Below are 24,465 nucleotides of genomic sequence, written 5' to 3'. Positions count from 1 at the left end.
CGGTGGCGTCATCGACCGGATCCAGCGGATCCAATTCAAACGCGTGGTACTCCAGCAGTTCTTCTTGGTAATCGTCCATGATGGACTCCTTGTGGGTTTAAAGCGGCTGCCAATAAATGACCCGCACAGCCAGCCTAAAGTGCCGTGATGACGAAAAAATGTCTGCGCCATGACGTTCCTGCACATCCTGATTAAACGTAGCAGCGCTGGGTTGATTTAGCGCTCGACATTTGACGTGCGATTGCAATCATTGCAAATGCAACCAGATTTCCATTAGGGTACGAACCTCTGTTGCCTGGAGCTTCAACCCATGCCCGCCTCTACCGCTAACGCCGCGCAGCTGTGTATTGACGCACTGAACGCCGCCGAACCATCGCGCAGTTCGCCGCTGTACACGGTGATGACCATGGCCGATACCCTGGAACTCAGCAGGCACGCCTGGGTGATTCGCGGCCAGTCACGCAGCCGGCGTGTGGGTAGCTGGCCCAGCTGGTTCGCGCGTAATACCGGCGAAAAACCACTGCTGTACCTGCACAGCGCGGCGTCGTCGGCGCAGCTGTGTGCGTTGTCGGGTGAGACCGCGCAGCGCGGCATCCTGTGCAACGACATCGAGAACCAGCCTTCGCCCTGGCCCAAGGGCGCGCAACCCTCCCTGCCGCTGTGGCTGGCAAACCACCCGCGTTGCACACCGTATGATCCGGCCTCGGGTGAGGAAGCCCGCGCGATTGTGCTGGCGGGTTTACGCGCGCTGTATGTGGACGGCAAGCCGGGCTTTTATTACCTGACGCTGCATGATCAAGAGACCGCCGTGACGTTGGATGCGCAAGACCGTGAAGATGCGCTCAAGGGCATGTACCCGATCCAACGTCGCCAAGGGGATGTGCATTGCTCGGTGCAGGTCGGGTGCTGGTGGAAGTCGCTCATGCTGCACAGTTGCTTGAACAGGACTGGAGCATCACGGCGCAGCTGTGGAGCTGCCCCAGCTACACGCGACTGGCCCGCGAGGCTGCGGCCGCTGCGCGCTGGAATCGGCTGCACCCCATGGCGCCCCGGCAGAGCTGCCATTTGCGTGATTGCCTGGCCGGGGATACCACGCCGGTCATCGCCGTCACCGGTTATCCGCAGCCGATTGTCGATCAGTTGGCGCCGTATGTTGACGCGCGTTTTGTGGCCTTGGGCGCAGGCTCGGTGCAGGCCGCTGCGCCGAGTCGTTTCTGGATCGTGGTGTGTGCGTTGAGGGCGTTGGCGGATGAAGGGCGTATTGACGCACAACAGGTGGAAATAGCGATGAAACGCTATCCACTTAAATGAATGGGAAACGCGATAAAAAATGTGAGGGCGGGCAAGCCCGCTCCACATTGGATCTGCACCGCGTCTCAGATCTTGCGTCGGTTACGGGTTTGCACACCCGCCTCCACCGCCAACCCCGCCGCACGCTCCAGGGTGTCGGCAAACAACTGGCGCTGCTCCGGCTCGATTTGCGACAGGAACAACTCGTCGACGGTGCTTTCGTAGATCGCCCACATTTTTTTGCGCAACACCCGACCCGCGTCGGTGATCGAGGCAAACGCCGCTCGGCCGTCGCCGTCTGAACGCGAACGCACCACCAGGCCGTCCTTTTCCAGACGGTCCACCAGGCGCGTCAGGTTGTAGCGCTCGATTGCCAGCACATCGGCCAGTTCGTGCATACGGCGAGTGCCCTCGGGGCCGCTTTCCAGGCCCCACAGCGCGTCATACCAGGCGTACGGCGGCAGGCCCGCCTCAGCCAGCCGACGCTCGATTTCACGGATGACCGTCCTGTGGGCCCTGACAAAACGGAACCATACATCAGGCTCATTCGAAGACATGCAACACCATCCGGGGAATTTCAAGAAGGTTGCAATAGTAGCTCATCCCGCGCTAGATTCAGGCATATCGTTGCAATTGCAACTACATTGGCGCCACTCCCATAAGGAGCTCGCTGCTTCAAATCCGCCTCCCCTGGAGCTTCACATGACCCCCAATAACGCTGTAAGGCTGGACGACGATCCACAGGAAACCCGTGAGTGGCTGGAGTCCATCGAATCGGTGCTGTCCACCGAAGGCCGCCCGCGCGCCCATTACCTGATAGATCAGTTGCTGGATTTCGACGTAGCGCGCCATGGTGACTTCTACGGGCGGGTGACCACCCCCTACGTCAACACCATTCCCGTCGACCGCCAGTTGCCCTACCCCGGCAACCTGGCCATCGAGCGTCGCACCAACGCGTTTATCCGCTGGAACGCCATGGCCATGGTCTTGCGCGCCGGCAAACATTCCGGTGTGGGTGGGCATATCGCGACTTATGCGTCAGCTGCTGTGCTGTACGACGTAGGCTTTGACCACTTCTTCCGTGGGCGTACCGACACGTTCGATGGCGATTTGGTGTACATCCAGGGCCACTCCTCTCCTGGCATCTATGGCCGCGCGTATCTGGAGGGGCGCATCAGCGAAGCGCAGTTGGATAACTTCCGCCGCGAGGCCGGTGGCGAAGGTTTATCGTCCTACCCCCACCCGCGCTTGATGCCGGACTTCTGGCAATTCCCCACCGTGTCCATGGGGCTCGGGCCGATCACTGCGGCCTACCAGGCGCGATTCATGCGTTACCTGGAATTTCGCAACCTCAAGCAACACCAGGGCCGCAAGGTCTGGGCCTTCCTCGGTGATGGCGAAATGGACCAGCCGGAATCCCTCGCCGCCATCTCCCTCGCCGGCCGCGAGAAACTCGACAACCTGATCTTCGTGGTCAACTGCAACCTGCAACGCCTGGATGGCCCGGTGCGCGGCAATGCCAAAGTGATTCAGGAATTTGAAAGCCTGTACCGCGCCGCCGGTTGGAATGTGATCAAGGTAATCTGGGGCGGTGGCTGGGACGCGCTGCTGGAAAAGGACCAGAGCGGTCTGCTGCGCCAACGCATGATGGAATGCGTGGACGGCGATTATCAGAATTACAAATCGCAGAACGGCGCCTATGTGCGCGAGCATTTCTTCGGTAAATACCCCGAGTTGCTGGCATTGGTTGCAGACATGTCCGACGACGAAATCTGGAAACTCTCACGCGGTGGCCACGACCCGGACAAGGTCTACAACGCCTATGCAGCCGCCGTGCGCCACCAGGGCCAACCGACGGTGATCCTGGCCAAAACCGTCAAGGGCTTCGGCATGGGTGAAGCCGGCGAAGGCCAGAACATCAACCACCAGCTGAAGAAAATGGGCGCCGAGGCGGTAAAAGCTTTCCGCGACCGCTTCGGGTTGGACGTGGCGGATGACCAGCTCGACGACATCCCCTACCTCAAGCCCGCTGCCGACAGCGAAGAAGCCCGCTACTTCGCCGCACGTCGCCAGGCCTTGGGCGGCTATGTGCCCGCGCGCCACAGTGCCATCGAGTCATTGCAAATCCCCGAACTGAGCGCATTTGCGACCCAACTCAAAGACACGGGCGAGCGCGCCATTTCCACCACCATGGCCTTTGTGCGCATCCTTGGCACGCTGCTCAAGGACCCGCACCTGGGCAAGCTGATCGTGCCAATCGTGCCGGATGAATCGCGCACCTTCGGCATGGAAAGCCTGTTCCGTCAGATCGGCATCCATTCAGCGGTGGGTCAGCTTTACACCCCACAGGATGCCGGGCAACTGAGCTACTACAAGGAGAGCAAGGACGGACAGATTATGCAGGAAGGCCTGAACGAATCCGGCGCCATTTCCTCGTGGATCGCAGCCAGTACGTCCTACAGCAACCACGGCCTGATGACCGTGCCGTTCTACATTTTCTATTCGATGTTCGGCTTCCAGCGCGTCGGCGACCTGGCCTGGGCGGCGGGCGATGCGCGGGCGCGTGGGTTTCTGATGGGGGCCACGGCGGGGCGCACCACGTTGATGGGCGAAGGCCTGCAGCATGACGACGGCCACAGCCATATCCTGTCGTCGGTGATCCCGTGCTGCGTGTCGTATGACCCGACGTTTGCCTACGAGCTGGCGGTGATCATTCGCGAAGGTATGCGGCGCATGTACGTCGAGCAAGAGGACATTTATTACTACATCACCCTGCTCAACGAGAACTACCCACACCCGGCCATGCCCGATGGCGTGGAGCACGGGATTCTCAAGGGCATGTATCCACTGAGCAGCCACCCGCAAGTGCAGGTGCAATTGATGGGCAGCGGCTCGATTTTGCGCGAAGTCATCGCCGCGGCCGACTTGCTCGAAACGGACTTCGCCGTGCACAGCAACGTGTGGAGCGTCACCAGCCTGACCGAGCTGCGCCGTGACGGGCACGCGGCGCAGCGCTGGAACCTGCTGCACCCGGAAAGCGAGCCACGTGCGAGTTACGTTGAGGAATGCCTCGCCGGGCAAGCCGGGCCGGTGGTAGTGGCCACGGACTACATGAAATTATTCGCCGATCAGGTTCGCCCCTTCGTCCACGGCCGTCGCTTTGTAGCGCTGGGCACCGATGGGTTCGGGCAATCGGACACCCGCGAAACCTTGCGTGAGTTTTTCGAAGTGGACCGGCACTTTATCGTGCTGGCGGCCTTGAAGGCACTGGCCGATGATGGCGTGATCGGCCGGGACACCATCACTCAGGCCATCAGCCGCTACGGGATCAACGTCGACAAGGCGGATCCCGTAGCAGTCTGAGTTACTGCGCGGGCGTGGGCAGCGGCGGAATCGCCTCTGTCGGCGCCGGCAGGTTCGGATTGGTCGGCGCCGGCGCCGGCTCGCTTGCCGGGGTTGGGGCTGGCTCTTCCTTGGGTGCAATCGGTGCCGTCTCGGCGGGCGGCGTCACCGTTTGCGAAGCAGCTGGCGCTGCCGGTTCTTCCTTCGGTGCCTCGACCTTCTCGGCTACCGGCGCCGCCTTGGGTTCCGGCACACCGAGGTCAGCCTTGGGCTTCTCGGGAATATGCTCGGCCTTCTTCACTTCCTGCGGCAGGAATACATCCACCAGCGCGAAATAACGGTCGTAGAACTTGGGCGCCGAGACCGTCTCGCTTGCCACCTTGACCATCGAGTCATCGGTGGAGCCGATCGGCATCGACACCGAGCCCAACACACCCACACCGAGGCTTGCGGAGTTGTTGACCTTCTTCAGCGCATAGCGATCCTGCAAGGCGTTGGCAAACATCGTCGAGTGGTTATTGCCCTTGCCGTCATCGGCACACACCACGTTGAAGCTGATCTGCAGGTGCGTCTCGCCGGTCTGCTGAAAGCTCTTGTTACCCACGACCAGCTTCGGATCGCTGCTGGTGATGATGTAGCCCTGGCTCAGCAGGGCACGCCGCGCCGCTTCGCAGGCCGCCACATCGCTGACCGGGTAATCACGGGAGAATGTACCGGAGTCGTCGAAATTCTCATGTTCATAAATAGCGGTCTTGGGTGACGAGCAGCCCGCGGCGCCCGCCAGCACCAGCGCCAACCCGAGGCTACGCAAGTGAAATGATGTCGACATCGAAAATCCTGAGGAAAACAGTCCGGGCGGTATTGTGCAACAGAACGGGGTCCTGGCGCGCGCATTCCTGTCGGTAAAACGTCACAGGCCTACAGGACGGTGCCTGCAGGAAAAAGCCCGGCGCCCATATGGTCGATAAACACGCGCAGTTTGGCTGAAGCATGGCGACTTGCTGGCCATAACATCCAGAAGCTGCCGCGGTGCTCGAGAAAGTCATCCAGCACCCGCTGCAAATGCCCTTGCTGCACCGCGTCCCTGACCATGTAATCCGGCAGGCAAGCGATGCCCAAGCCTTCGTGCACCACATGGTTGAGCGATTCAATGGTCGTGCTGACCAACGGTGTGCGCAAAACAGGTTCTGCAGCGCCTGGCACAGGACGCAATGGCCATGGCTCCAATTTGCCGGTGGCGCAGAATTTGTGGCGCAGGCAAGCGTGGCCGCTCAAGTCCCGGGGCTGCTGCGGGGTGCCATGTTGCTCGAAATAGGCTGGCGTCCCCACCAGCACCAGACGGTAGTGCCCCAGATGACGCGCCATCAAGCGCGAATCTTCCGGCCGGCCTGTACGAATCACCGCGTCGAAGCCTTCCTCGATCACATCCACCATGCGGTCGGAAAAATCCACATCCAGTTCGATGTCCGGGTACGCACGCATGAAATCGCTGAGCACCGGCATCAACAGCCCACGCACCTGCGGCACGCTGATCCGCAACTTGCCGCGCGGCGTGAGGGTGGCCTCGGTCAGCTCCTGCTCCGCGGCCTCGACTTCGGCGAGAATCCGTCGCGAACGCTCGAGAAACAACGCCCCCTCGCTGGTCAAGGTGATGCTGCGCGTACTGCGGTGAAACAGGCGCACACCCAGGCGCTCCTCGGTGCGTGCGATGCTTTTGCCCACCGCCGAGGAAGACACGCCAAGCACGCGGCCAGCGGCGGTGAAGCTGCGGGTTTCCGCGACATGCACGAATACCGAGAGACTGCTCAGGCTGTCCATGGGCTTACCTACCAATTGCGGACGTAGGTGTCCAATAAGTTCGGAACCTTAGCCTGTTTTTCCGCAGCTCACAGCCCCCTACCCTGCTTCCTGGCCTTTTTTTCATGGATAGCGTGCGATGAGCAACAGCCCTGCAATAACCGATTCGGCCACCGCCAACCAACGTCAGGCCCTGCCACTGGGTGGCTTGCTGGCGTTGGCTTCGGCCGGGTTTATCACCATTCTCACCGAGGCAATGCCCGCCGGGCTCCTGCCGCAGATGAGCGACGGCCTGGGCGTCTCGCCGGCACTGGTGGGCCAGTTGGTCACCCTGTATGCCCTCGGCTCATTGCTCGCAGCCATTCCTCTCACGCTGCTGACCCGAGGCTGGCGTCGACGGCCATTGCTGCTGATTGCGATCGGAGGCTTTGCCTTGGTCAACAGCGTGACAGCGTTTTCCAGCCATTACGGGGTGACCCTGGTGGCACGCTTCTTCGCCGGGGTTTTCGCCGGGCTGCTCTGGGCGCTGCTGGCGGGATATGCCAGCCGCATGGTTGCGCCACACCTGCAAGGGCGGGCGATTGCCGTGGCGATGCTTGGCGCGCCCTTGGCCTTGTCTCTGGGTGTGCCGGCGGGCACGTTCCTGGGCACCACTGTTGGTTGGCGCTTGAGTTTCGCAATCATGACCGGGCTGACGCTGTTGCTGCTGATTTGGGCGCGCTGGCAGCTGCCGGATTTTGCAGGCGAACCTGCGGGAAAACGTCTGGGGCTGCGCCAGGTCCTGAATTTGCCAGGCATTCGTCCGGTGCTGTGGGTGACCTTTACCTACGTGCTGGCCCACAACATTCTCTATACCTACGTGGCGCCCCTGCTGGGGCCCGCCGGAATCGCCGCCGAGATTGATCGTGTGCTGCTGGTATTTGGCCTTGCCGCGCTGCTGAGCATCTGGCTGGCGGGCGTACTGATTGATCGATGGTTGCGGGTGTTGCTCGTGGCCAGCTGTACGCTGTTTGGCTTGATCGCCCTGGCGCTGGCGTTCTGGATCGAGTCGCCAGTGGTTGTCTACGGCGCCGTGGCGTTATGGGGCCTGGCGTTCGGCGGCCTGCCAGCGTTGCTGCAAACCGCACTGGCCAAGGCGGCCGGTGCATCGGCGGATGCAGCGCAGTCGATGCTGGTCACTGTATGGAACCTTGGGATTGCCGGCGGTGGGTTGGTCGGTGGCGTATTACTTCAAGGCTGGGGCGTCGGCGCCTTCGCGTGGGCGGTTGTGCTGCTGATGCTATTGGCTGTGATCGCCAGTCTGAAGAGCAGCCAATAAAAAGCCCCCGGTCTTTTCAGAGCGGGGGCTTTTTACTTCAAACCAACATCAGAATTTCTTGATGTCAGCCTTGGTTTCCAACTGCTTGCGGTAAGCGGCAAAGTCTTGCTGGCCAATACGGGAAGCGAGGAAGCGGCGGTATTGCGCCTTTTCTTCGTCCGTAGGCGCAGCGGCTTCGTTGACGCCGTTCAAGCGCACGATCACCAGGCTACCGTCCGCCAGGGTCACGGTAGTGAAGGTCGGCTTGTCCTTGCTTGCAGGCTTGGGCATGCGGAACAGGGCTTGCAGCACGGCCGGGTCGATCGCTTCCTGGCTACGGGTAGCCGCTTCAGTGACTTTCCAGGCCTGGCCGTCGATCGGCTGGTTCAGCGCAGTTTTGCCATCACGCAGGCTGGCGATCAACTCGTCAGCATGAGCCTTGGCAGCCGCGCTGGCGCGCTCCTTGGTCATCTGCGCACGGATAGCGGCAGAGACGCTTTCCAGTGGCAATTGCGTAGGCTTCAGATGCTCTTTGGCCCGCAGCACAATGATGGTTTCCGGGTCCAGCTCAATGGCGGTGCTGTTGGCACCTTCATCCAGCACTTCCGGGCTGAATGCAGCAGTGACCACCGCACGGTTGGCGGCAACACCTTCGCCACCTTCACGGCCAAACGGCGCCGAGGTGTGCACGGTGAGCTTCAGGTCAGACGCCGGCTGAGCCAGGTCGGAGGCTTCGAATGCCGCATCTTCCAATTGCTTGGTAGCCTCGACAAAACGTTGCTCAACCTGCTGAGTTTTGAGCTCGCGCGTCAGCTTGTCTTTCAGGCTGGCGAACGACGGCACTTGCGGTGCTTCAACGCCCAACAGCTTGATCAGGTGCCAACCGAAGGTGGTGCGTACCGGCGCTGACACCTGGTCCTTGTTCAGGGCGTACAGGGCAGTTTCGAAGTCCGGATCGTAGACGCCAGGGCCCGCGAAGCCGAGGTCACCGCCATTGGCGGCCGAACCTGGGTCCTGGGAGAACTCCTTGGCCAGGGCGTCAAACTTCTCACCCTTGGCCAGGCGTGCCTGGATTTCTTCGATCTTGGCCTTGGCTTGCGCGTCGGTTGTCTTGTCGTTGACTTCAATCAGGATGTGCGCGGCACGACGCTGTTCAGCGAGGTTGGCGGTTTCTTTCTGATAGGCAGCCTGCAGCTCATCGTCCTTGACAGTGACCTGGTCGAAGAACGAAGACTTCTTCAATTCCAGATAGTCGATAACCACCTGATCCGGGGTCATGAACTCTTTGGCGTGCTGGTCGTAGTAAGCCTTGACCTCATCGTCGGTGAGCTTCACCGCCGTAGGGTCGGCCTTGATGTTGACGGTGGCGAAGTCGCGGGTCTGTTTTTCCAGACGGGCGAATGCCAGCACTTCGGCGTCGGTGACAAAGCCGCTGCCGGCGAGACCTGCGCGAACCTGGCCGATCAGCATTTCCTGGGTCAGCATCTGACGGAATTGCAGACGGCTGTAGCCCAGTTGACGGATCACCTGGTCAAAGCGTTCGGCGTTGAACTGGCCGTCCACCTGGAATTCCGGCGTCTGCAGGATCACTTGGTCAAGCGCCGCTTCAGAGAAGCCGAACTTGGAATCGGCAGCACCTTGCAGCAGCAGTTTGCGATCGATCAGACCCTTGAGAGCCGCATCGCGCAGCAGTTTTTCGTCCAGCAGGGAAGCATCGAAATCCTTGCCCAGCTGTTGCATCAGCTGGCGACGTTGCATGTCGACGGCCTGGCTCAATTCGGTTTGGGTGATCTCTTCACCGTTGACCTTGGCCACGTCCTGCTTGTTGTTGGTCGAAGCCTGGAAAATGGCCTCGATACCGGTGAACGCCATCAATGCGACGATGATCCCGATAATGGTCTTGGCAATCCAGCCTTGTGAATTGTCCCTGATATTTTGCAGCATGCGTCCCCCAGAAACGGTTGATCTTCAAAAATTAGGCAACCGTGGAGCGTGGGTAGAGTCCGGATAGAAGAAAGGCGCATCCGAGGATGCGCCTTCTCGTAACTGGCGGAGCGGACGGGGGTTTGAACCAACACCCCAGGCCCTGGCGACCCGATGGATACTTGGGTCAGCTGCCGCTCCGCTGCCAGGCCAGACCTGCGTCTGACCCGGGTAGGTAAGGCTTGAGCGAAGCTTAGTTAACGGCTTCTTTCAGGGCTTTACCGGCTTTGAAACCTGGTTTCTTGGCAGCAGCGATTTGCAGTGCTTTGCCAGTCTGTGGGTTACGGCCAGTGCGAGCTGGGCGGTCGGTCACAGAGAAAGTACCGAAGCCTACCAGTACTACAGAGTCGCCGGCCTTCAGAGCGCCAGTGACGGATTCGATTACTGCGTCCAGCGCACGGCCAGCAGCAGCTTTCGGGATATCAGCGGATGCGGCGATAGCATCAATCAGTTCCGACTTGTTCACTCTAAGTCCCCTTATATATCTATTGAGTATGATTCTAAGTTTTTTGGTGAAAGCAAAAACCAGTGCTGAATGGCCTACAGACACTTAAGAGCCGCTTTATAACAAGGGCTCTAAAAAGCTGTCAAGGAAGCCACCCGGCTTAATCGCATTAATGCGTGCTAATTCTTTCCTTGGAATCAGACTCGCGTTTTTCATCCTTCGAGACTATCTCCGGAGCCACATCCGGCAAGGGCTCCGGCGCGTATTGCAGCGCAATTTGCAGGACCTCGTCAATCCATTTAACCGGTTTAATCTGAAGATCCTGCTTGATATTGTCCGGAATTTCCTTCAAGTCGCGAACATTCTCTTCAGGAATGATCACCGTCTTGATACCACCGCGGTGTGCAGCGAGCAATTTCTCTTTCAGACCACCAATGGCCAATACCTGACCACGCAGGGTAATTTCCCCTGTCATTGCCACATCGGCTCGCACAGGTATGCCGGTCAATGCCGATACCAGTGCCGTGCACATGCCTACGCCAGCGCTAGGACCGTCTTTGGGCGTCGCCCCTTCCGGCATGTGGATGTGGGTGTCGTGCTTCTCGTGGAAGTCCAGGGGAATCCCCAGGCTCTTGGCGCGGCTGCGCACCACGGTCTGCGCAGCAGTGATGGATTCGACCATCACATCACCCAGCGAACCGGTCTTGATCAACTGGCCTTTGCCCGGAATCACAGCGGCTTCGATGGTCAGCAATTCGCCACCCACCTGAGTCCACGCCAGACCGGTCACCTGCCCTACCTGGTCTTGCTGCTCGGCCAGGCCGTAACGGAATTTCTTCACGCCCAGGAAGTGTTCAAGGGAGTCGGCGACAACCTTCACAGAGAAGCGTTTTTCCAGTGCGTGTTCTTTGACCGCCTTGCGGCAAATCTTCGCAATCTGACGCTCAAGGCCGCGTACACCCGCCTCGCGCGTGTAATAACGCACGATGTCGCGAATCGCTTCGACCTCAAACTCGATCTCGCCCTTTTTCAAGCCGTTGGCTGAAATCTGTTTAGGCGCGAGGTATTTGACGGCGATGTTGATCTTCTCGTCTTCGGTGTAACCCGGCAGACGAATCACCTCCATCCGGTCCAGCAGCGCTGGCGGAATATTCATGGAGTTAGAGGTGCACAGGAACATTACATCGGACAGGTCGTAGTCGACTTCCAGGTAATGGTCGTTGAAATTGTGGTTCTGCTCGGGGTCGAGCACTTCGAGCAATGCAGAGGCTGGATCACCGCGCATGTCGCTGCCCATTTTGTCGATTTCATCGAGCAGGAACAGCGGGTTGCGCACGCCCACCTTTGTCATCTTTTGAATCAATCTTCCTGGCATCGAACCGATGTAAGTACGGCGATGGCCACGAATTTCCGCTTCATCACGCACACCACCGAGGGCCATGCGCACGAATTTGCGGTTGGTGGCGTTGGCGATGGACTCAGCCAGGGACGTTTTACCGACCCCCGGAGGCCCCACCAGGCACAACACCGGACCACGAATTTTCTTCACTCGCTTTTGCACGGCGAGGTATTCGAGGATGCGTTCTTTAACCTCTTCGAGGCCGTAGTGGTCGGCGTCGAGGATGTCTTCAGCGCGCGCCAGATCCAGACGCACTTTGGTCTGAGCCTTCCACGGCACCTGTACCAGCCAGTCGATGTAGGAACGCACCACAGTGGCTTCGGCGGACATTGGCGACATTTGCTTGAGCTTGTTCAGCTCAGCAGTAGCCTTGGTCAGCGCGTCTTTTGGCAGGCCGGCAGCATCGATGCGCTTTTTCAGCTCTTCGATTTCGTTGTGGCCGTCCTCGCTGTCACCGAGTTCTTTCTGAATGGCCTTCATCTGCTCATTCAGGTAGTACTCGCGCTGGCTGCGCTCCATTTGTTTTTTCACGCGACCGCGGATGCGTTTTTCAACCTGCAGCAGGTCGATCTCGCCATCCAGCAGCGCCAGGACGTGTTCAACACGAGCCGGCAAGTCGATAATTTCGAGGATGTCTTGCTTCTGCTCGATTTTCAGCGCCATGTGCGCGGCCATGGTATCGACCAGGCGGCTTGGCTCATCAATGCTGTTGAGCGAGGACAGGACTTCAGCCGGGACTTTTTTGCCCAACTGCACATACTGCTCGAACTGCGAGAGCAGGCTGCGCACAAACACTTCAGATTCGCGCTCAGGGGCTTCGACTTCGTCGATCAGCGCCACTTCGGCGCGCAGGTGGCCGTCCACCTCCATGAAACGCTCGACCGCACCACGTTGCTCACCTTCCACCAGCACCTTGACGGTGCCATCGGGCAGCTTGAGCAATTGCAGGACGGTAGCAACGGTACCGACGCGATACAGGGCATCTTCGCCTGGATCATCATCAGCAGGATTTTTCTGGGCCAACAGCAGGATCTGCTTGTCGCCCGTCATCGCGGCCTCGAGGGCTTCGATAGACTTCTCGCGCCCCACGAACAGCGGGATAACCATGTGCGGATAGACGACGACATCACGCAACGGCAGGAGAGGCAATTCGATGGTTGTCTTCATGATTTCGCCTCTATGACAGTTGAAAAGTAAGCTTGAAAACAAGATGGGGGCTGCATGCAAAAAAAACAAGCTCAATGCCAGCAGTTAAACGCATGAATAAACGCGAATTAAAAAAACTGCTGCAAAAAACAGCCCCAAAAAAGAAGGGGCCCCGAAAGGCCCCTTGCTTGTACTGCAACTGCAAAACGCTTAAGCGTCTGGCGCAGCCTTGGCAGCCGGCTCACTGTTTTCGTAGATATACAGCGGCTTGGATTTGCCTTCGATAACGCTTTCGTCGATCACCACTTTACTCACCTCGGACTGCGAGGGGATTTCGTACATGGTGTCGAGCAAAACGCCTTCGAGAATCGAGCGCAAACCACGTGCACCGGTCTTGCGCTCCAGTGCCCGCTTGGCCACTGATTTGAGTGCGTCGGTACGGAACTCGAGGTCTACACCTTCCATCTCGAACAGCTTGGCGTATTGCTTGGTCAGGGCGTTTTTCGGCTCGGTGAGGATCTGAATCAAAGCAGCCTCATCCAGCTCGTCCAATGTGGCCAGGACCGGCAGACGACCAACGAATTCCGGGATCAGACCGAACTTGACCAGATCGTCAGGCTCGACTTCACGCAGGGACTCGCCCACCTTCTTGCCTTCTTCCTTGCTGCGCACTTCCGCACCGAAACCGATGCCGCCACGCGTGGAACGTTGCTGAATAACCTTTTCCAGACCGGAAAACGCACCGCCACAGATGAACAGGATGTTGCGCGTATCAACCTGAAGGAATTCCTGCTGCGGGTGCTTGCGACCACCTTGAGGCGGAACGGAAGCAACCGTGCCTTCGATCAGCTTCAACAGGGCCTGCTGCACGCCTTCACCGGAAACATCGCGGGTGATCGACGGGTTGTCAGACTTGCGCGAAATCTTGTCGATTTCGTCGATGTAGACAATACCCATCTGGGCCTTCTCCACGTCGTAGTCGCACTTCTGCAGCAGTTTCTGAATGATGTTCTCGACGTCCTCACCCACGTAGCCAGCCTCGGTGAGGGTGGTGGCGTCGGCGATGGTGAACGGAACGTTCAACAGGCGAGCGAGGGTTTCTGCAAGCAAGGTTTTACCCGAGCCTGTAGGGCCGATCAGCAAGATGTTGCTCTTGCCGAGTTCGACTTCGTCACCTTTCTTGTCACGCTGGTTCAAGCGCTTGTAGTGGTTGTACACCGCTACGGCCAGAACCTTCTTTGCACGCTCTTGACCAATCACATACTGATCAAGGATGCCGCTGATTTCTTTAGGCGAAGGCAATTTATGCGCGCTGCTTTCGGCCTGAGCTTCCTGCACCTCCTCGCGGATGATGTCATTGCACAGGTCGACGCACTCGTCGCAGATAAACACCGAGGGGCCGGCAATCAATTTGCGTACTTCATGCTGGCTTTTGCCGCAGAAGGAGCAATAGAGCAGCTTGCCGTTGTCCTCGCCGTTGCGGGTGTCAGTCATTCGTTCGATCCAAATCCGATAGGCTTGCAACACAAGATGAAGGCTTATGCGGGCTTTTTCAAGCCCGCCGGTGGTCGGACATGCCGACCAGCCCTATTTTGAGGTGCTTATATTAAGCGGGGCGCTTTTCGATCACTGCGTCGATCAACCCATAGGCGCGTGCAGCTTCCGCGCTCATGAAGTTGTCGCGATTGGTGTCACGCTCGATTTCTTCCAGGGTGTGCCCGCTGTGCTTGGCCATCAACGTGTTGAGGCGCTCACGAATAAACAGGATTTCCTTGGCGTGAATTTCGATGTCCGACGCCTGGCCCTGGAAGCCGCCCAGCGGCTGGTGAATCATCACGCGCGAGTTAGGCAGGCAGTAGCGCTTGCCCTCGGCACCCGCGGTGAGCAGGAACGCGCCCATGCTGCAGGCCTGACCGATGCAGGTCGTCGATACGTTTGGCTTGATGAACTGCATGGTGTCGTAGATCGACATACCCGCCGTCACCGAACCGCCCGGGGAGTTGATGTAAAGATGGATGTCCTTGTCCGGGTTTTCCGCTTCAAGGAACAGCAGTTGCGCGCAGATCAGATTGGCCATGTAGTCCTCTACAGGGCCGACCAGAAAGATCACTCGTTCCTTGAGCAGGCGCGAGTAGATGTCATAGGCGCGTTCGCCACGAGCAGATTGCTCGACAACCATCGGGACCAGGCCGCCAGCGGCCTGGATATCAGAGTTCTGCTGAATATAGGAATTACGGAACATGCTCTGCAGTTACTCCCAAATAGTCATGTCTTGAAAACGCATAAGCCAGCGCGAGGCTGGCTTATGGTTGTATTTCGAACGAGTTGGACAATCAGTCGGCTTGTGCTGCTTCCGCCGGTTTGACTGCTTCTTCGTAAGAGACCGCTTTGTCGGTCACCTTAGCCTTCTGCAGAACAGTATCCACAACTTGTTCTTCCAGCACAACCGAACGTACTTCGTTCAGCTGCTGGTCGTTCTTGTAGTACCAAGCCACGACCTGCTCTGGCTCCTGGTAGGCGGAAGCCATTTCCTGGATCATTTCGCGAACGCGATCTTCGTCAGGCTTGAGGTCGAATTGCTTGACCACTTCAGCCACGACCAGACCCAGCACAACGCGGCGCTTGGCTTGCTCTTCGAACAGCTCGGCCGGCAGTTGGTCAGGCTTGATGTTGCCACCGAACTGCTGAACCGCTTGAACGCGCAGGCGATCCACTTCGTTGGACAGCAGGGCCTTAGGCACTTCGATCGGGTTGGCAGCCAGCAGACCGTCCATGACCTGGTTCTTGACCTTGGACTTGATGGCCTGACGCAGCTCACGCTCCATGTTCTTGCGAACTTCGGTGCGGAAGCCGTCGATACCGGTTTCCTTGATACCGAATTGAGCGAAGAACTCTTCGTTCAGCTCTGGCAGCTTAGGCTCGGAAACACTGTTGACGGTCACGGTGAACTCGGCGGCTTTGCCGGCCAGGTCCAGGTTCTGGTAGTCAGCAGGGAACGTCAGGTTCAGAACGCGCTCTTCGCCAGCTTTGGCGCCAACCAGGCCGTCTTCGAAGCCAGGGATCATGCGGTTGGAACCCAGCACCAGCTGAGTGCCCTTGGCGGAGCCGCCAGCGAATACTTCGCCGTCAACCTTGCCAACGAAATCGATGTTCAACTGGTCTTCGTTCTGAGCAGCGCGATCGACCGCTTCGAAACGGGTGTTCTGCTTGCGCAGGATTTCCAGCATGTTGTCCAGGTCGGCATCGGCCACTTCAGCGCTCAGGCGCTCTACGGCGATGTCTTCGAAACCAGCAACGGTGAACTCCGGGAACACTTCGAATACGGCAACGTATTCCAGGTCTTTGCCGGCTTCCAGGGATTTAGGTTCGATCGAAGGCGAGCCAGCCGGGTTCAGCTTGTGCTCGACAACAGCTTCGTAGAACGAAGCCTGGATCACGTCACCTACAGCTTCCTGACGCGCATCGGCGCCAAAACGACGCTTGATTTCGCTCATTGGCACTTTGCCTGGACGGAAACCAGCGATCTTGGCCTTTTGGGCAGTCTGCTGCAGACGCTTGTTGACCGCAGTCTCAATACGCTCTGCCGGCACAGTGATGCTCAGGCGGCGCTCGATAGCAGTAGTATTTTCAACAGAAACTTGCATGGATATTCCTCGTTGCACAGACGTTAGCCGGCCGTTTCCGACCCCAGAATCAAGGGCATGCATTCTAGTGGGTCAAACTCAAGAAGTCACCCTACTGAAAACGGGTAGAAAAACAGCAGGCCATTTATAGGTTCAAGTGCACGCATGCACTTTATCCCGTTAGCAAATACAGCTCATCACGCCAGGGCTCTGCATCAGCCTTCTATATATAGAAGAGCGTAGATGCGCCCCCTTGGCGACCGACCTTGCGTGCAAGGCCGAAGGGCGCGGCAGCAGCATCGAGACACACAAATACGACGAAACGCCCCACCCTGGAAACTCAAGACACTTAAACAAAAACGGCACAGCCCTTTTCAGGTACTGCGCCGTTATTCGCTATTAAATAGCTGCACTGACCCTGATATAGCCGGGAATCAGTTCTACACGCTCAAAACCGGCAACGATTCTAACGCCAAGGCATTGAGAATGCTTGCTTTTTCTTGGCGTCAAGACACCGCACACGGCAGATCGGAAATTTTCGGCGCAAAAAAAAAGCGCCAGATCATTGATCTGGCGCTTTTTCTGAATATGGGGTGGACGAAGGGGATCGAACCCTCGACAACGGGAGTCACAATCCCGTTGGACGAAGGGGATCGAACCCTCGACAACGGGAGTCACAATCCCGTGCTCTACCAACTGAGCTACGCCCACCATATTGCATTAACAAAGAACCCAAACATCTTCTTTGCCGAACCTCGCATCCCCTGACGGGGGTGCAAAGCTTTAATTGGTGCGGATGAAGAGACTCGAACTCTTACGCCTCGCGGCGCTGGAACCTAAATCCAGTGTGTCTACCAATTCCACCACATCCGCGCTTGAAGCTCTTAAAGCAAAGGCGCCAGATGATTAATCTGGCGCCTTTTAAAATATGGGGTGGACGAAGGGGATCGAACCCTCGACAACGGGAGTCACAATCCCGTGCTCTACCAACTGAGCTACGCCCACCATATAGCGCTACTTGTGCCAAAGCTGCCTAATGGCGCACCCGGCAGGACTCGAACCTGCGACCATCCGCTTAGAAGGCGGATGCTCTATCCAGCTGAGCTACGGGCGCCTGATTAATCTGTACTCTTGGAGGATTACAAACTAAGTGCTTCCAGCCTTGCACGACAACAATTGTGCTCGACCTTCTTAACCAGTGCTAGGCTGTGCCCGACAAGTGCGACGAATAGTATAGACGCCTCGGAAACCCGTCAAATCTTTTTTGAAAAAAATTCATTTTATTTAAGGGGTTAGGGCAATTTGCAGACCAAGCGCCTTTGCCCTCACGTCTTGGCATGCGAGAATGCGCGCACTTTTCTTCCCCCTCTCGATGGTTAATCACGCGTAATGACTGCACAACTTATCGACGGCAAATCAATCGCCGCCAGCCTGCGCCAGCAGATCGCCAAACGAGTCACCGAGCGTAGCCAGCAAGGCCTGCGCACGCCTGGCCTCGCGGTGATCCTGGTCGGCAGCGATCCTGCCTCTCAGGTTTATGTCTCGCACAAGCGTAAAGACTGTGAAGAGGTCGGCTTTATTTCCAAGGCCTACGACCTGCCGGAAGACACCACCCAGCAGGCCCTGACCGACCTGATCGACAGCCTCAATGACGACCCGGGTATCGACGGCATCCTGCTGCAGCTGCCACTGCCCGAGCACCTGGATGCTTCCAAACTGCTGGAGCGCATCCGTCCCGACAAAGACGTCGACGGTTTCCACCCGTATAACGTCGGCCGCCTGGCCCAGCGTATCCCGCTGCTGCGCCCGTGCACCCCGAAAGGCATCATGACCCTGCTGGAAAGCACCGGTGTAGATCTGTACGGCCTCGATGCCGTCGTCGTCGGCGCGTCCAACATTGTCGGTCGCCCGATGGCCATGGAGTTGCTGCTGGCTGGCTGCACCGTGACCGTCACTCACCGTTTCACCAAAGACCTCGCTGGCCATGTCGGCCGCGCCGACTTGGTAGTGGTGGCTGCCGGCAAACCCGGCCTGGTCAAAGGTGAGTGGATCAAAGAAGGCGCCATCGTCATCGACGTGGGCATCAACCGCCAGGAAGACGGCAAGCTCGTCGGCGATGTGGTGTACGAAACCGCCCTGCCCCGCGCCGGCTGGATTACACCAGTGCCAGGCGGCGTTGGCCCGATGACTCGAGCATGCCTGCTGGAAAACACCTTGTACGCGGCAGAAACACTGCACGACTGATAAGTGACTGCCATGAAAAGCCCCGCCTGACAGCGGGGCTTTTTTATTGGGCGCAATTAACCGACGACGATGCGTCGTACCTGCCGGTGGCTGCGCTACCCGCCTGGCCTGCCTCGTTTACAACACTGAAAATGGGCCATTTGCCTATAAGCACCCTGCCTGACTATTGTGGGCAACTTCATCCGGCGCACGCGGGTAAAACCGTCGGCCTAAGCCGCCTTGAAAAAAACCTGGCTCGATGACCAGGTTTTTCTAAAAATCGGTACAACCCTGACCAATCATCGGCTTACAGCCTTTCTTTAAAGGCTCTCTATCGCTTTCTGATCCATACTCCTAATATTAATTTCGTGTATTCGTAAGTTTTCCAAAGTGGCCAAACCCAGCAAATTCAGGGGTTTGGCCACTTTGGGATACCCACCATTCGATAGCGGAACGCAGTCAGTGGTACAAGAATTGGTACGAGATCCATCCCCACCCCGGCGTCCTGCCGACCGAACACGACCCTCCCAAATAACACCGGTTGCTAAGCTGTTCACTCCACCAGAGAAACGCAAATGCCAAACTCAAACCTACTCCCTTCACTGTTGGAAGATGTGGTTCCAGCCACTGTTACGGTGGGCAGCGCCCATAAAAAGCCTGCAGCTCTACCTCGGTGAGCTGCAAAAGATGATCTGCGAGCAGTATCTACCTGCGTTCGAGGAGGTCGGCTCTAAGCCGTGAAAATCTACGTCTTACGCAACCACATCGAATGTGTGTTGGCCAAACGCTTACCAAAGGTTAGCGTGATGGCTGAACCAAACCGCAGAAACGCAAAAGCCCCGCTAATGCAGGGCTTTCGTTTGAATCTTAACGGTAGACCGGGGAGTCGAACCCTGGAGATGCTATCAACGTCCGACGGCTTTCAAGACCGCTATGCAACTGCCCGCAGGCCGTGGCCTTTTAATGTTCATTGATTCGCGTGAGGCGAGTATTGCACCAGAGATGGACGTCTTTTTCAGTATTTCCCTCACTGGCAAAAGACTCACCCTCACGCGGAATCATTACTTGGCTTGGCGAAGCACGAGCTCCGAGAGACGGGTCTTAACCCGGAAGCAGAACTCGCGAATTTGAAATTGATAAGCGGGCATGACCATGTGGTTTAAATCGGGACCTAATGAGTCTTTGATTTCCATGTACTTGGCCGTCTTGGCAGCAATGGCCTGGTATTCCGCCTCGTATTTGTTGTAAGACACTTTGTTGTAGACCTTTAAGACATCCAGCTCTTTACGGCATTGCTCAGCGCGATTTTGGTTCAGGTCTGTTTCTGATTCTGCCTGCGCGGATTCCGGAGCGGCAGGGACATGTGAATCAGCACGGGCGTTCGCAGGCGCAGCCTCATAGCGGACTGTCCAGTTTTCTGGAGTGGTGTGTGCGACTTCAGGGGGGGCTTTCTGGACGACGGCAGGAGGTGGAGCCACGTCAGGTTTTTCTGGCGTTTTCGTAGCGCATCCCGAGAGGGCCAGTCCTACCACTACAACGATGCCACACATTTTATCCATCGGTTCCACCAATAGTCCATTACGGTTGGCTGAGTCGTTAGGTTCTGGGTAAAAGTAATAACTCACTCAATGATCGAGTGAAATTTTCTACCAGCCTCAAGGCGCTCAGCCCCTCTTCCTTGAGTACGCAGATAAACGATAATAGTAAAAAAACAAAAACATGACGAGTAAAAGCTCGCCAGAAAGGCTACAAATTTAATCGGTTAAATTAGTGTGGGGCCACGCTGCGCATGCGCCTGGTGGTGGCCCGTGTAAATCGCAGCGCCGATGGGGATGGCTGCCATTGTGGGCCAAGGGCAAGCGCCCCGAACCAATTGACGCCATTATAGGGACGGTCACCAAATGGATTTACCGAAGGATTGGTGAGGACGCCAAGCCCTTCGAATAGTCAAGGTTTCGGCCCCCATGAGAAACCGTCTTACGCCATCAACCCCCAGAAACGCAAAAGCCCCGCTTTCGCGAGGCTTTTGTGTAAATCTTGGCGGGAAACTAGGTTTGTACGAAAAGTACTGCCGCATACAGCGTAGGCTGCAGGCCAGCGAGACCATCGCCGAAAAGCTCGTCGCCAGCTTGTCGTAGCGAGTCCCTATTCTGCGATTCTCTTTCAGCCAGCCAAACATCCGCTCAATGATGTTGCGCTGCCGATACTTTGGACGATCAAAGAGTCGGGGCAAGCCAGGTCGGGGTTTGCGTGGCATGGCGCGTAGCGGGATCACCGGCTGCATTCGGTAACGGTCGCAGTAATGACGCAGATGTTCTGCGTCATAGCCTTTGTCAGCCAGTAACCAGCGACTACGTTTGCGTGGTCGCCCCGGCTTGCCGGGAATTCGCACCTGATCCAGCAGCGGCTGGGCGTGGGCGATATCACTGGCTTGCCCCGGCGAAAGGATGAAGCGTAAGGGAACGCCATTAGCGTCGCAGACCATATGGATCTTTGTAGTAAGGCCGCCTCGACTGCGTCCAATGGCGTGGTCTAGCGGTTCTTCAGGCCCCCCTTTTTCCCGGCGCCTGAAGAGGCTCGGGTTGCACGTACCGCCGTGGAATCGATCATCCAGGTATCCAGATCAATCAATCCTTCCCGGTTCAGTCGAATATGCAAACGTTCCAGTATTAAGTCAAACGTGCCGTCGTCGCGCCAGTCACGAAAACGCTGATACACCGTCGACCACGGCCCGAAGCGTTCCGGCAGGTCACGCCAGGCAGCGCCTGAGCACAGTATCCAAAGGATTCCGTGGAGTACCAGACGATCATCACTGCGTGGTCGTCCCATTTTCTGCTCGGGAGAAACCAGATCCTTGATCAATTCCCATGATGCGTCGGAGAGTTCGTAACGTTTTGCCATGCGGGCCTCAAGCCAATCATGGCGGCAATTCTACCCGTACCGACTTTTCGTACAAAACCTAGGGATTCGAACCCTGGGAACGCTATTAACGTTCGCCAGTTTTCAAGACCGCTACGCATATAAAGACGGGCTGACGCCTTGAGGGCCTGCAGAGTTCCTTTTCTCGAAGCAATTGATAAGGCTTGAAGGCGCATTCCACCTGGGGTACTTTTTTAGTTTAGGAACTGCTTTTCTAAGCAAATTGCCCCATAAAAAACCCAGCTAGCACTCCAGACCACCCAGGTCAACAAAAACTTGACAGGCCGTTTTTTTTATGAGATGATTTTATAGATTAGTGTTTTTAGCTAGTGTGTTTCTGAGTTCGAATCTCAGTGCCTTGCTGTTCCCCCTACTGTTTCTTAGTTTTTTGCGTTTCATCAGCGTTTTAGTGCAAAAAAAATCAGAACAGAGCTTTAAATCAACAAAAAAGGGGGTACTTATGAATAATAAATCTCAACGTCGTACAAAAAGCAATGTCATCACTTATGTTGCATGTTTTTTTGAGACAGTATGGGCAGCAATGGTATCGGTAATGGCGGCCAGCACGAGCGGTGTACAGGGTATCCTGTCACTAGCTAAGAACATTATTTCTCTTCGCTGATTCCTGCGCACCTTTAATTAGATGCTTCGGCCTCACTTCTCAAATACCTTCTGACTGGTACTCTTATTCCTTCTTAGGAGAACCAGACATGCCCAACTCAGACCTGCTCCCCTCTCTTCTGTCCAAGCTCTACGAAAACCAGCTGGCCCTTGAGGCTTCCATCATGGAGATATCGAACTGGATCGAGCAGCGTGGCTCCGCCGAGGTAGCCGAGAACGTGCGCGGAGCTCTGGACACCATTGATGACAACGAGAAGTTCATCAAGCTGACCCTGGCGGTCCTTATGTCGCCCGAGTGAAGTTGATCTGACGCTGAGCGCTTCACTACTTGCAAGCAACCGACCACAGCTGATCGAGCTTCGTAGTGTAGCTCTGGCTCATCATGTCCCGGCGCATCCCCCAGTCGGGGTTTGTCGGTACACTGGCCGATCGCAGCGTCCCCCTTCCCCACCTGTCATTGATCTGGTCCAGCACGGTCATCACTCTGGTGGCCTCGACTGGCTGAGACACCGCGAATAGATCGTCCGTGTATTCACCTGGCTGGCAAAGGTTGAGCAACATCACCTCGGCTTTGCTGTACTTGAAGTCTGGTCGAAAAATCCGGTCAAGGGCGTCAACTGCAGCCTTTGTCAGCAGACGCACATCGTCAGTTGGATACGGCATATCCACCACTACACCATTGGCATACTTGGCTTCTTCGGGGTTGAACATGCCTGTGCGGATGCAGACACGGACCTTTTTGCACAGCGAGTTTTGAGCTCGCAGCTTTTCAGAGGCGCGCATCATGTAGGTGGCCACCGCCTCCTTGATCGGCGGCAAGTCGGTAAGGCGCTTTCCGAACATCCGGCTACAACAGATTTCCTTCTTGGGTGGGTCGGGCTCGTCCAGTTCCAGACATGAGGTGCCGGCCAGTTCGCGGGCGGTCTTCTCGATGACCACGCTGAATTTTTTGCGAAGCGTCCAGGGGTCGGCCTTGGCCAGATCCATCGCTGTCTTGATGCCCATCGTGTCCAGGTGAAGCTTCATCTTCCGGCCGACACCCCACACCTCTGAGACGTCGGTGTTGCGCAATACCCAGTCACGCTTTACCGGGTCAGTGATATTCACTACACCGCCGGTCTGGGCCTGCAGGCGCTTCGCTGTGTGGTTGGCCAGCTTGGCCAGGGTCTTTGTGTGGGCGATTCCGACGCCCACCGGGATTCCGGTACACTGAAAGACCCGTGCGCGGATCTGGCGTCCGAGGACATCCAGGCTGGCAATACCGCTCAGGTCGGCGAAGGCCTCATCAATGCTGTAGATCTCGACGGCGGGCACCATGCTCTCGATCAGCATCATGACCCGCTCACTCATGTCCCCGTACAGGGCGTAATTTGATGAAAACGAGACAATGCCGTGCTGCTTGAGCTTGTGCTTGATCTGGAAATACGGCTCGCCCATCTTGATGAAAGGCTTCGCGTCGTAGCTTCGGGCGATGACACAGCCGTCGTTGTTGCTTAGCACCACAATTGGCACCTTTGCCAAGTCAGGGCGGAACACACGCTCGCAGCTTGCATAAAAACTGTTGCAGTCAATCAGCGCAAAGACAGGTGTCTGTTCAGACATGGCTGCGTACGGTGCTTGTGATCACGCCCCAAATCGACAGCTCGTCGCCCTCCAGAATGTACCGCGCCGGGTATTTCGGGTTCTCCGACAGAAGGATCACCTCTCTTCCGCGCTTACACAGACGTTTGCAGATGGGGTCATTATTCAGCAGCGCCACCACTACATGCCCGTGTGCCGGCTCAATAGACCGGTCCACAACCGCCAGGTCACCCTCAAAAATTCCCGCGCCCTGCATGCTCTCGCCAGTGATGGCGATCAGATAGACGTGCGGCGCCCTGATATTTAAGACCTCATCCAATGAGATGTGCTGCTCAATATGGTCGGCCGCCGGCGATGGAAAGCCAGCTGGTACCCGAAAAGAGCAAAAGGGCAGCTTCGTGCCGCCCTCGGCGATAGGACCTAAAATTGCGAAGCTCATGATGCAGCCTTTTACATACACTGTACGAATGTACAGTTAATAACGCAGATAGCTTGCGGTCAATTTGGCGTAAGAGATATCTGACAAGCGGCCCCGTCAGACAAACTCATCTGCGTAAGCGGCGACAGCCTCTTCTGTGAGTTCCCGCCACTCACCGCTGTCGATTACGCCGCGCTCTTTCATATCGTCAGCCAGCGACAGGCGCCTCTCGTAACGATCTTCAGCTGTCGCCGATATGAAGTCGGTTTCATTGCGCAAGGCGAACCACGCCTGCATCGCGTTGATTTGCTCGCTATGGATCGTCATGACGAATACTCGAGGCCAGTGTCTACAGTGTAGAGATTGGCCAGCGCCCAACTG

The 24,465-nt window shown here is 57.2% G+C and carries 18 protein-coding genes, 4 tRNA genes and 2 pseudogenes; 6 read left to right on the top strand and 18 right to left on the bottom strand.

Annotated elements, in window-relative coordinates:
* The first annotated feature begins 310 nt into the window (after positions 1 to 310).
* Positions 311 to 1,311: pseudogene (locus FPT15_RS19845) on the top strand (pyruvate dehydrogenase).
* Positions 1,312 to 1,376: 65 nt separating this feature from the next.
* On the opposite strand, the gene FPT15_RS19840 reads toward FPT15_RS19845, so the two are convergent.
* Positions 1,377 to 1,847 carry a MarR family winged helix-turn-helix transcriptional regulator gene (locus tag FPT15_RS19840; RefSeq protein WP_145163939.1) on the bottom strand — a complete coding sequence of 157 codons (471 nt, stop codon included), beginning with the start codon at positions 1,845 to 1,847 and terminating at the stop codon, positions 1,377 to 1,379.
* A 145-nt stretch (positions 1,848 to 1,992) separates the two neighbouring features.
* Between FPT15_RS19840 and aceE the strand changes: the two genes are divergently transcribed.
* Positions 1,993 to 4,653 (top strand): pyruvate dehydrogenase (acetyl-transferring), homodimeric type, encoded by a 2,661-nt coding sequence (gene aceE / locus FPT15_RS19835; RefSeq protein ID WP_145163937.1) that lies wholly within the window; start codon positions 1,993 to 1,995, stop codon positions 4,651 to 4,653.
* A 1-nt stretch (position 4,654) separates the two neighbouring features.
* Here the strand turns inward: aceE and FPT15_RS19830 are convergent, their stop codons facing one another.
* Together FPT15_RS19830 and FPT15_RS19825 are read right to left on the bottom strand one after the other, a co-directional pair.
* The gene (locus tag FPT15_RS19830; RefSeq protein WP_145163935.1) at positions 4,655 to 5,461 is read right to left on the bottom strand and encodes a DUF2242 domain-containing protein; all 807 of its coding nucleotides are present in this window, start codon (positions 5,459 to 5,461) and stop codon (positions 4,655 to 4,657) included.
* Between the two features lie 89 nt (positions 5,462 to 5,550).
* Positions 5,551 to 6,450: a LysR family transcriptional regulator gene (locus FPT15_RS19825; protein ID WP_145163933.1), complete on the bottom strand. Its 900-nt coding sequence runs from the start codon at positions 6,448 to 6,450 to the stop codon at positions 5,551 to 5,553.
* A gap of 118 nt (positions 6,451 to 6,568) precedes the next feature.
* Here FPT15_RS19825 and FPT15_RS19820 point away from each other — a divergent pair, with 118 nt between their 5' ends.
* A complete protein-coding gene (locus tag FPT15_RS19820; RefSeq protein ID WP_145163931.1) occupies positions 6,569 to 7,747 on the top strand; it encodes an MFS transporter in 1,179 nt (392 codons plus the stop codon).
* 48 nt (positions 7,748 to 7,795) lie between these two features.
* Here the strand turns inward: FPT15_RS19820 and FPT15_RS19815 are convergent, their stop codons facing one another.
* From FPT15_RS19815 to FPT15_RS19770, 10 genes are all read right to left on the bottom strand, one after another.
* On the bottom strand, positions 7,796 to 9,670 hold the full coding sequence (locus FPT15_RS19815; RefSeq protein WP_145163929.1) for a SurA N-terminal domain-containing protein: 1,875 nt from the start codon (positions 9,668 to 9,670) through the stop codon (positions 7,796 to 7,798).
* Positions 9,671 to 9,902: 232 nt separating this feature from the next.
* Complete coding sequence (locus FPT15_RS19810; RefSeq protein ID WP_003174819.1) at positions 9,903 to 10,175, bottom strand: HU family DNA-binding protein; 273 nt, start codon at positions 10,173 to 10,175, stop codon at positions 9,903 to 9,905.
* 148 nt (positions 10,176 to 10,323) lie between these two features.
* Positions 10,324 to 12,720, bottom strand: a complete 2,397-nt coding sequence (gene lon, locus FPT15_RS19805) for an endopeptidase La (RefSeq protein WP_119739770.1) — start codon at positions 12,718 to 12,720, stop codon at positions 10,324 to 10,326.
* Positions 12,721 to 12,909: 189 nt separating this feature from the next.
* Positions 12,910 to 14,193: an ATP-dependent Clp protease ATP-binding subunit ClpX gene (gene clpX, locus FPT15_RS19800; RefSeq protein ID WP_017136464.1), complete on the bottom strand. Its 1,284-nt coding sequence runs from the start codon at positions 14,191 to 14,193 to the stop codon at positions 12,910 to 12,912.
* 112 nt (positions 14,194 to 14,305) lie between these two features.
* Positions 14,306 to 14,941: an ATP-dependent Clp endopeptidase proteolytic subunit ClpP gene (gene clpP, locus FPT15_RS19795; RefSeq protein ID WP_083357884.1), complete on the bottom strand. Its 636-nt coding sequence runs from the start codon at positions 14,939 to 14,941 to the stop codon at positions 14,306 to 14,308.
* Between the two features lie 91 nt (positions 14,942 to 15,032).
* Positions 15,033 to 16,343: a trigger factor gene (gene tig, locus FPT15_RS19790; RefSeq protein WP_106578847.1), complete on the bottom strand. Its 1,311-nt coding sequence runs from the start codon at positions 16,341 to 16,343 to the stop codon at positions 15,033 to 15,035.
* A gap of 568 nt (positions 16,344 to 16,911) precedes the next feature.
* Positions 16,912 to 17,033 (bottom strand) — tRNA-OTHER (locus FPT15_RS29840).
* Positions 17,034 to 17,110: 77 nt separating this feature from the next.
* Positions 17,111 to 17,195: transfer RNA gene (locus FPT15_RS19780), tRNA-Leu, on the bottom strand.
* A 56-nt stretch (positions 17,196 to 17,251) separates the two neighbouring features.
* Positions 17,252 to 17,327: transfer RNA gene (locus tag FPT15_RS19775), tRNA-His, on the bottom strand.
* 32 nt (positions 17,328 to 17,359) lie between these two features.
* Positions 17,360 to 17,436 (bottom strand) — tRNA-Arg (locus tag FPT15_RS19770).
* 275 nt (positions 17,437 to 17,711) lie between these two features.
* Here FPT15_RS19770 and folD point away from each other — a divergent pair.
* Positions 17,712 to 18,566, top strand: a complete 855-nt coding sequence (folD, locus tag FPT15_RS19765) for a bifunctional methylenetetrahydrofolate dehydrogenase/methenyltetrahydrofolate cyclohydrolase FolD (protein ID WP_106578848.1) — start codon at positions 17,712 to 17,714, stop codon at positions 18,564 to 18,566.
* A gap of 1,040 nt (positions 18,567 to 19,606) precedes the next feature.
* Here folD and FPT15_RS30140 read toward each other — a convergent pair.
* A complete protein-coding gene (locus FPT15_RS30140) occupies positions 19,607 to 20,113 on the bottom strand; it encodes a hypothetical protein (protein WP_256676498.1) in 507 nt (168 codons plus the stop codon).
* A gap of 485 nt (positions 20,114 to 20,598) precedes the next feature.
* Positions 20,599 to 21,446 (bottom strand): annotated as a pseudogene (locus FPT15_RS19755) (IS5 family transposase); the annotation flags it as partial.
* Positions 21,447 to 21,924: 478 nt separating this feature from the next.
* Between FPT15_RS19755 and FPT15_RS29915 the strand changes: the two are divergent.
* Positions 21,925 to 22,086 carry an L-serine ammonia-lyase, iron-sulfur-dependent, subunit alpha gene (locus FPT15_RS29915; protein ID WP_218570666.1) on the top strand — a complete coding sequence of 54 codons (162 nt, stop codon included), beginning with the start codon at positions 21,925 to 21,927 and terminating at the stop codon, positions 22,084 to 22,086.
* An 88-nt stretch (positions 22,087 to 22,174) separates the two neighbouring features.
* The gene (locus FPT15_RS19750) at positions 22,175 to 22,384 is read left to right on the top strand and encodes a hypothetical protein (RefSeq protein ID WP_145163928.1); all 210 of its coding nucleotides are present in this window, start codon (positions 22,175 to 22,177) and stop codon (positions 22,382 to 22,384) included.
* 25 nt (positions 22,385 to 22,409) lie between these two features.
* Here the strand turns inward: FPT15_RS19750 and umuC are convergent, their stop codons facing one another.
* From umuC to FPT15_RS19735, 3 genes are all read right to left on the bottom strand, one after another.
* Positions 22,410 to 23,687: a translesion error-prone DNA polymerase V subunit UmuC gene (gene umuC / locus FPT15_RS19745; RefSeq protein WP_145163926.1), complete on the bottom strand. Its 1,278-nt coding sequence runs from the start codon at positions 23,685 to 23,687 to the stop codon at positions 22,410 to 22,412.
* The gene (locus tag FPT15_RS19740) at positions 23,680 to 24,105 is read right to left on the bottom strand and encodes a LexA family transcriptional regulator (RefSeq protein ID WP_145163924.1); all 426 of its coding nucleotides are present in this window, start codon (positions 24,103 to 24,105) and stop codon (positions 23,680 to 23,682) included. The genes umuC and FPT15_RS19740 overlap by 8 nt, the downstream gene beginning before the upstream one ends.
* 96 nt (positions 24,106 to 24,201) lie before the next feature.
* Entirely contained in the window at positions 24,202 to 24,411 is a 210-nt protein-coding gene (locus tag FPT15_RS19735; RefSeq protein ID WP_145163922.1) for a hypothetical protein, read from the bottom strand.
* Positions 24,412 to 24,465 lie beyond the last annotated feature (54 nt).

The sequence above is a fragment of the Pseudomonas sp. RGB genome, from assembly GCF_007713445.1.
Lineage (GTDB): Bacteria > Pseudomonadota > Gammaproteobacteria > Pseudomonadales > Pseudomonadaceae > Aquipseudomonas.
Note: the sequence above shows the minus strand (reverse complement) of the source record. Positions and strands in the feature narration are given on the sequence as shown.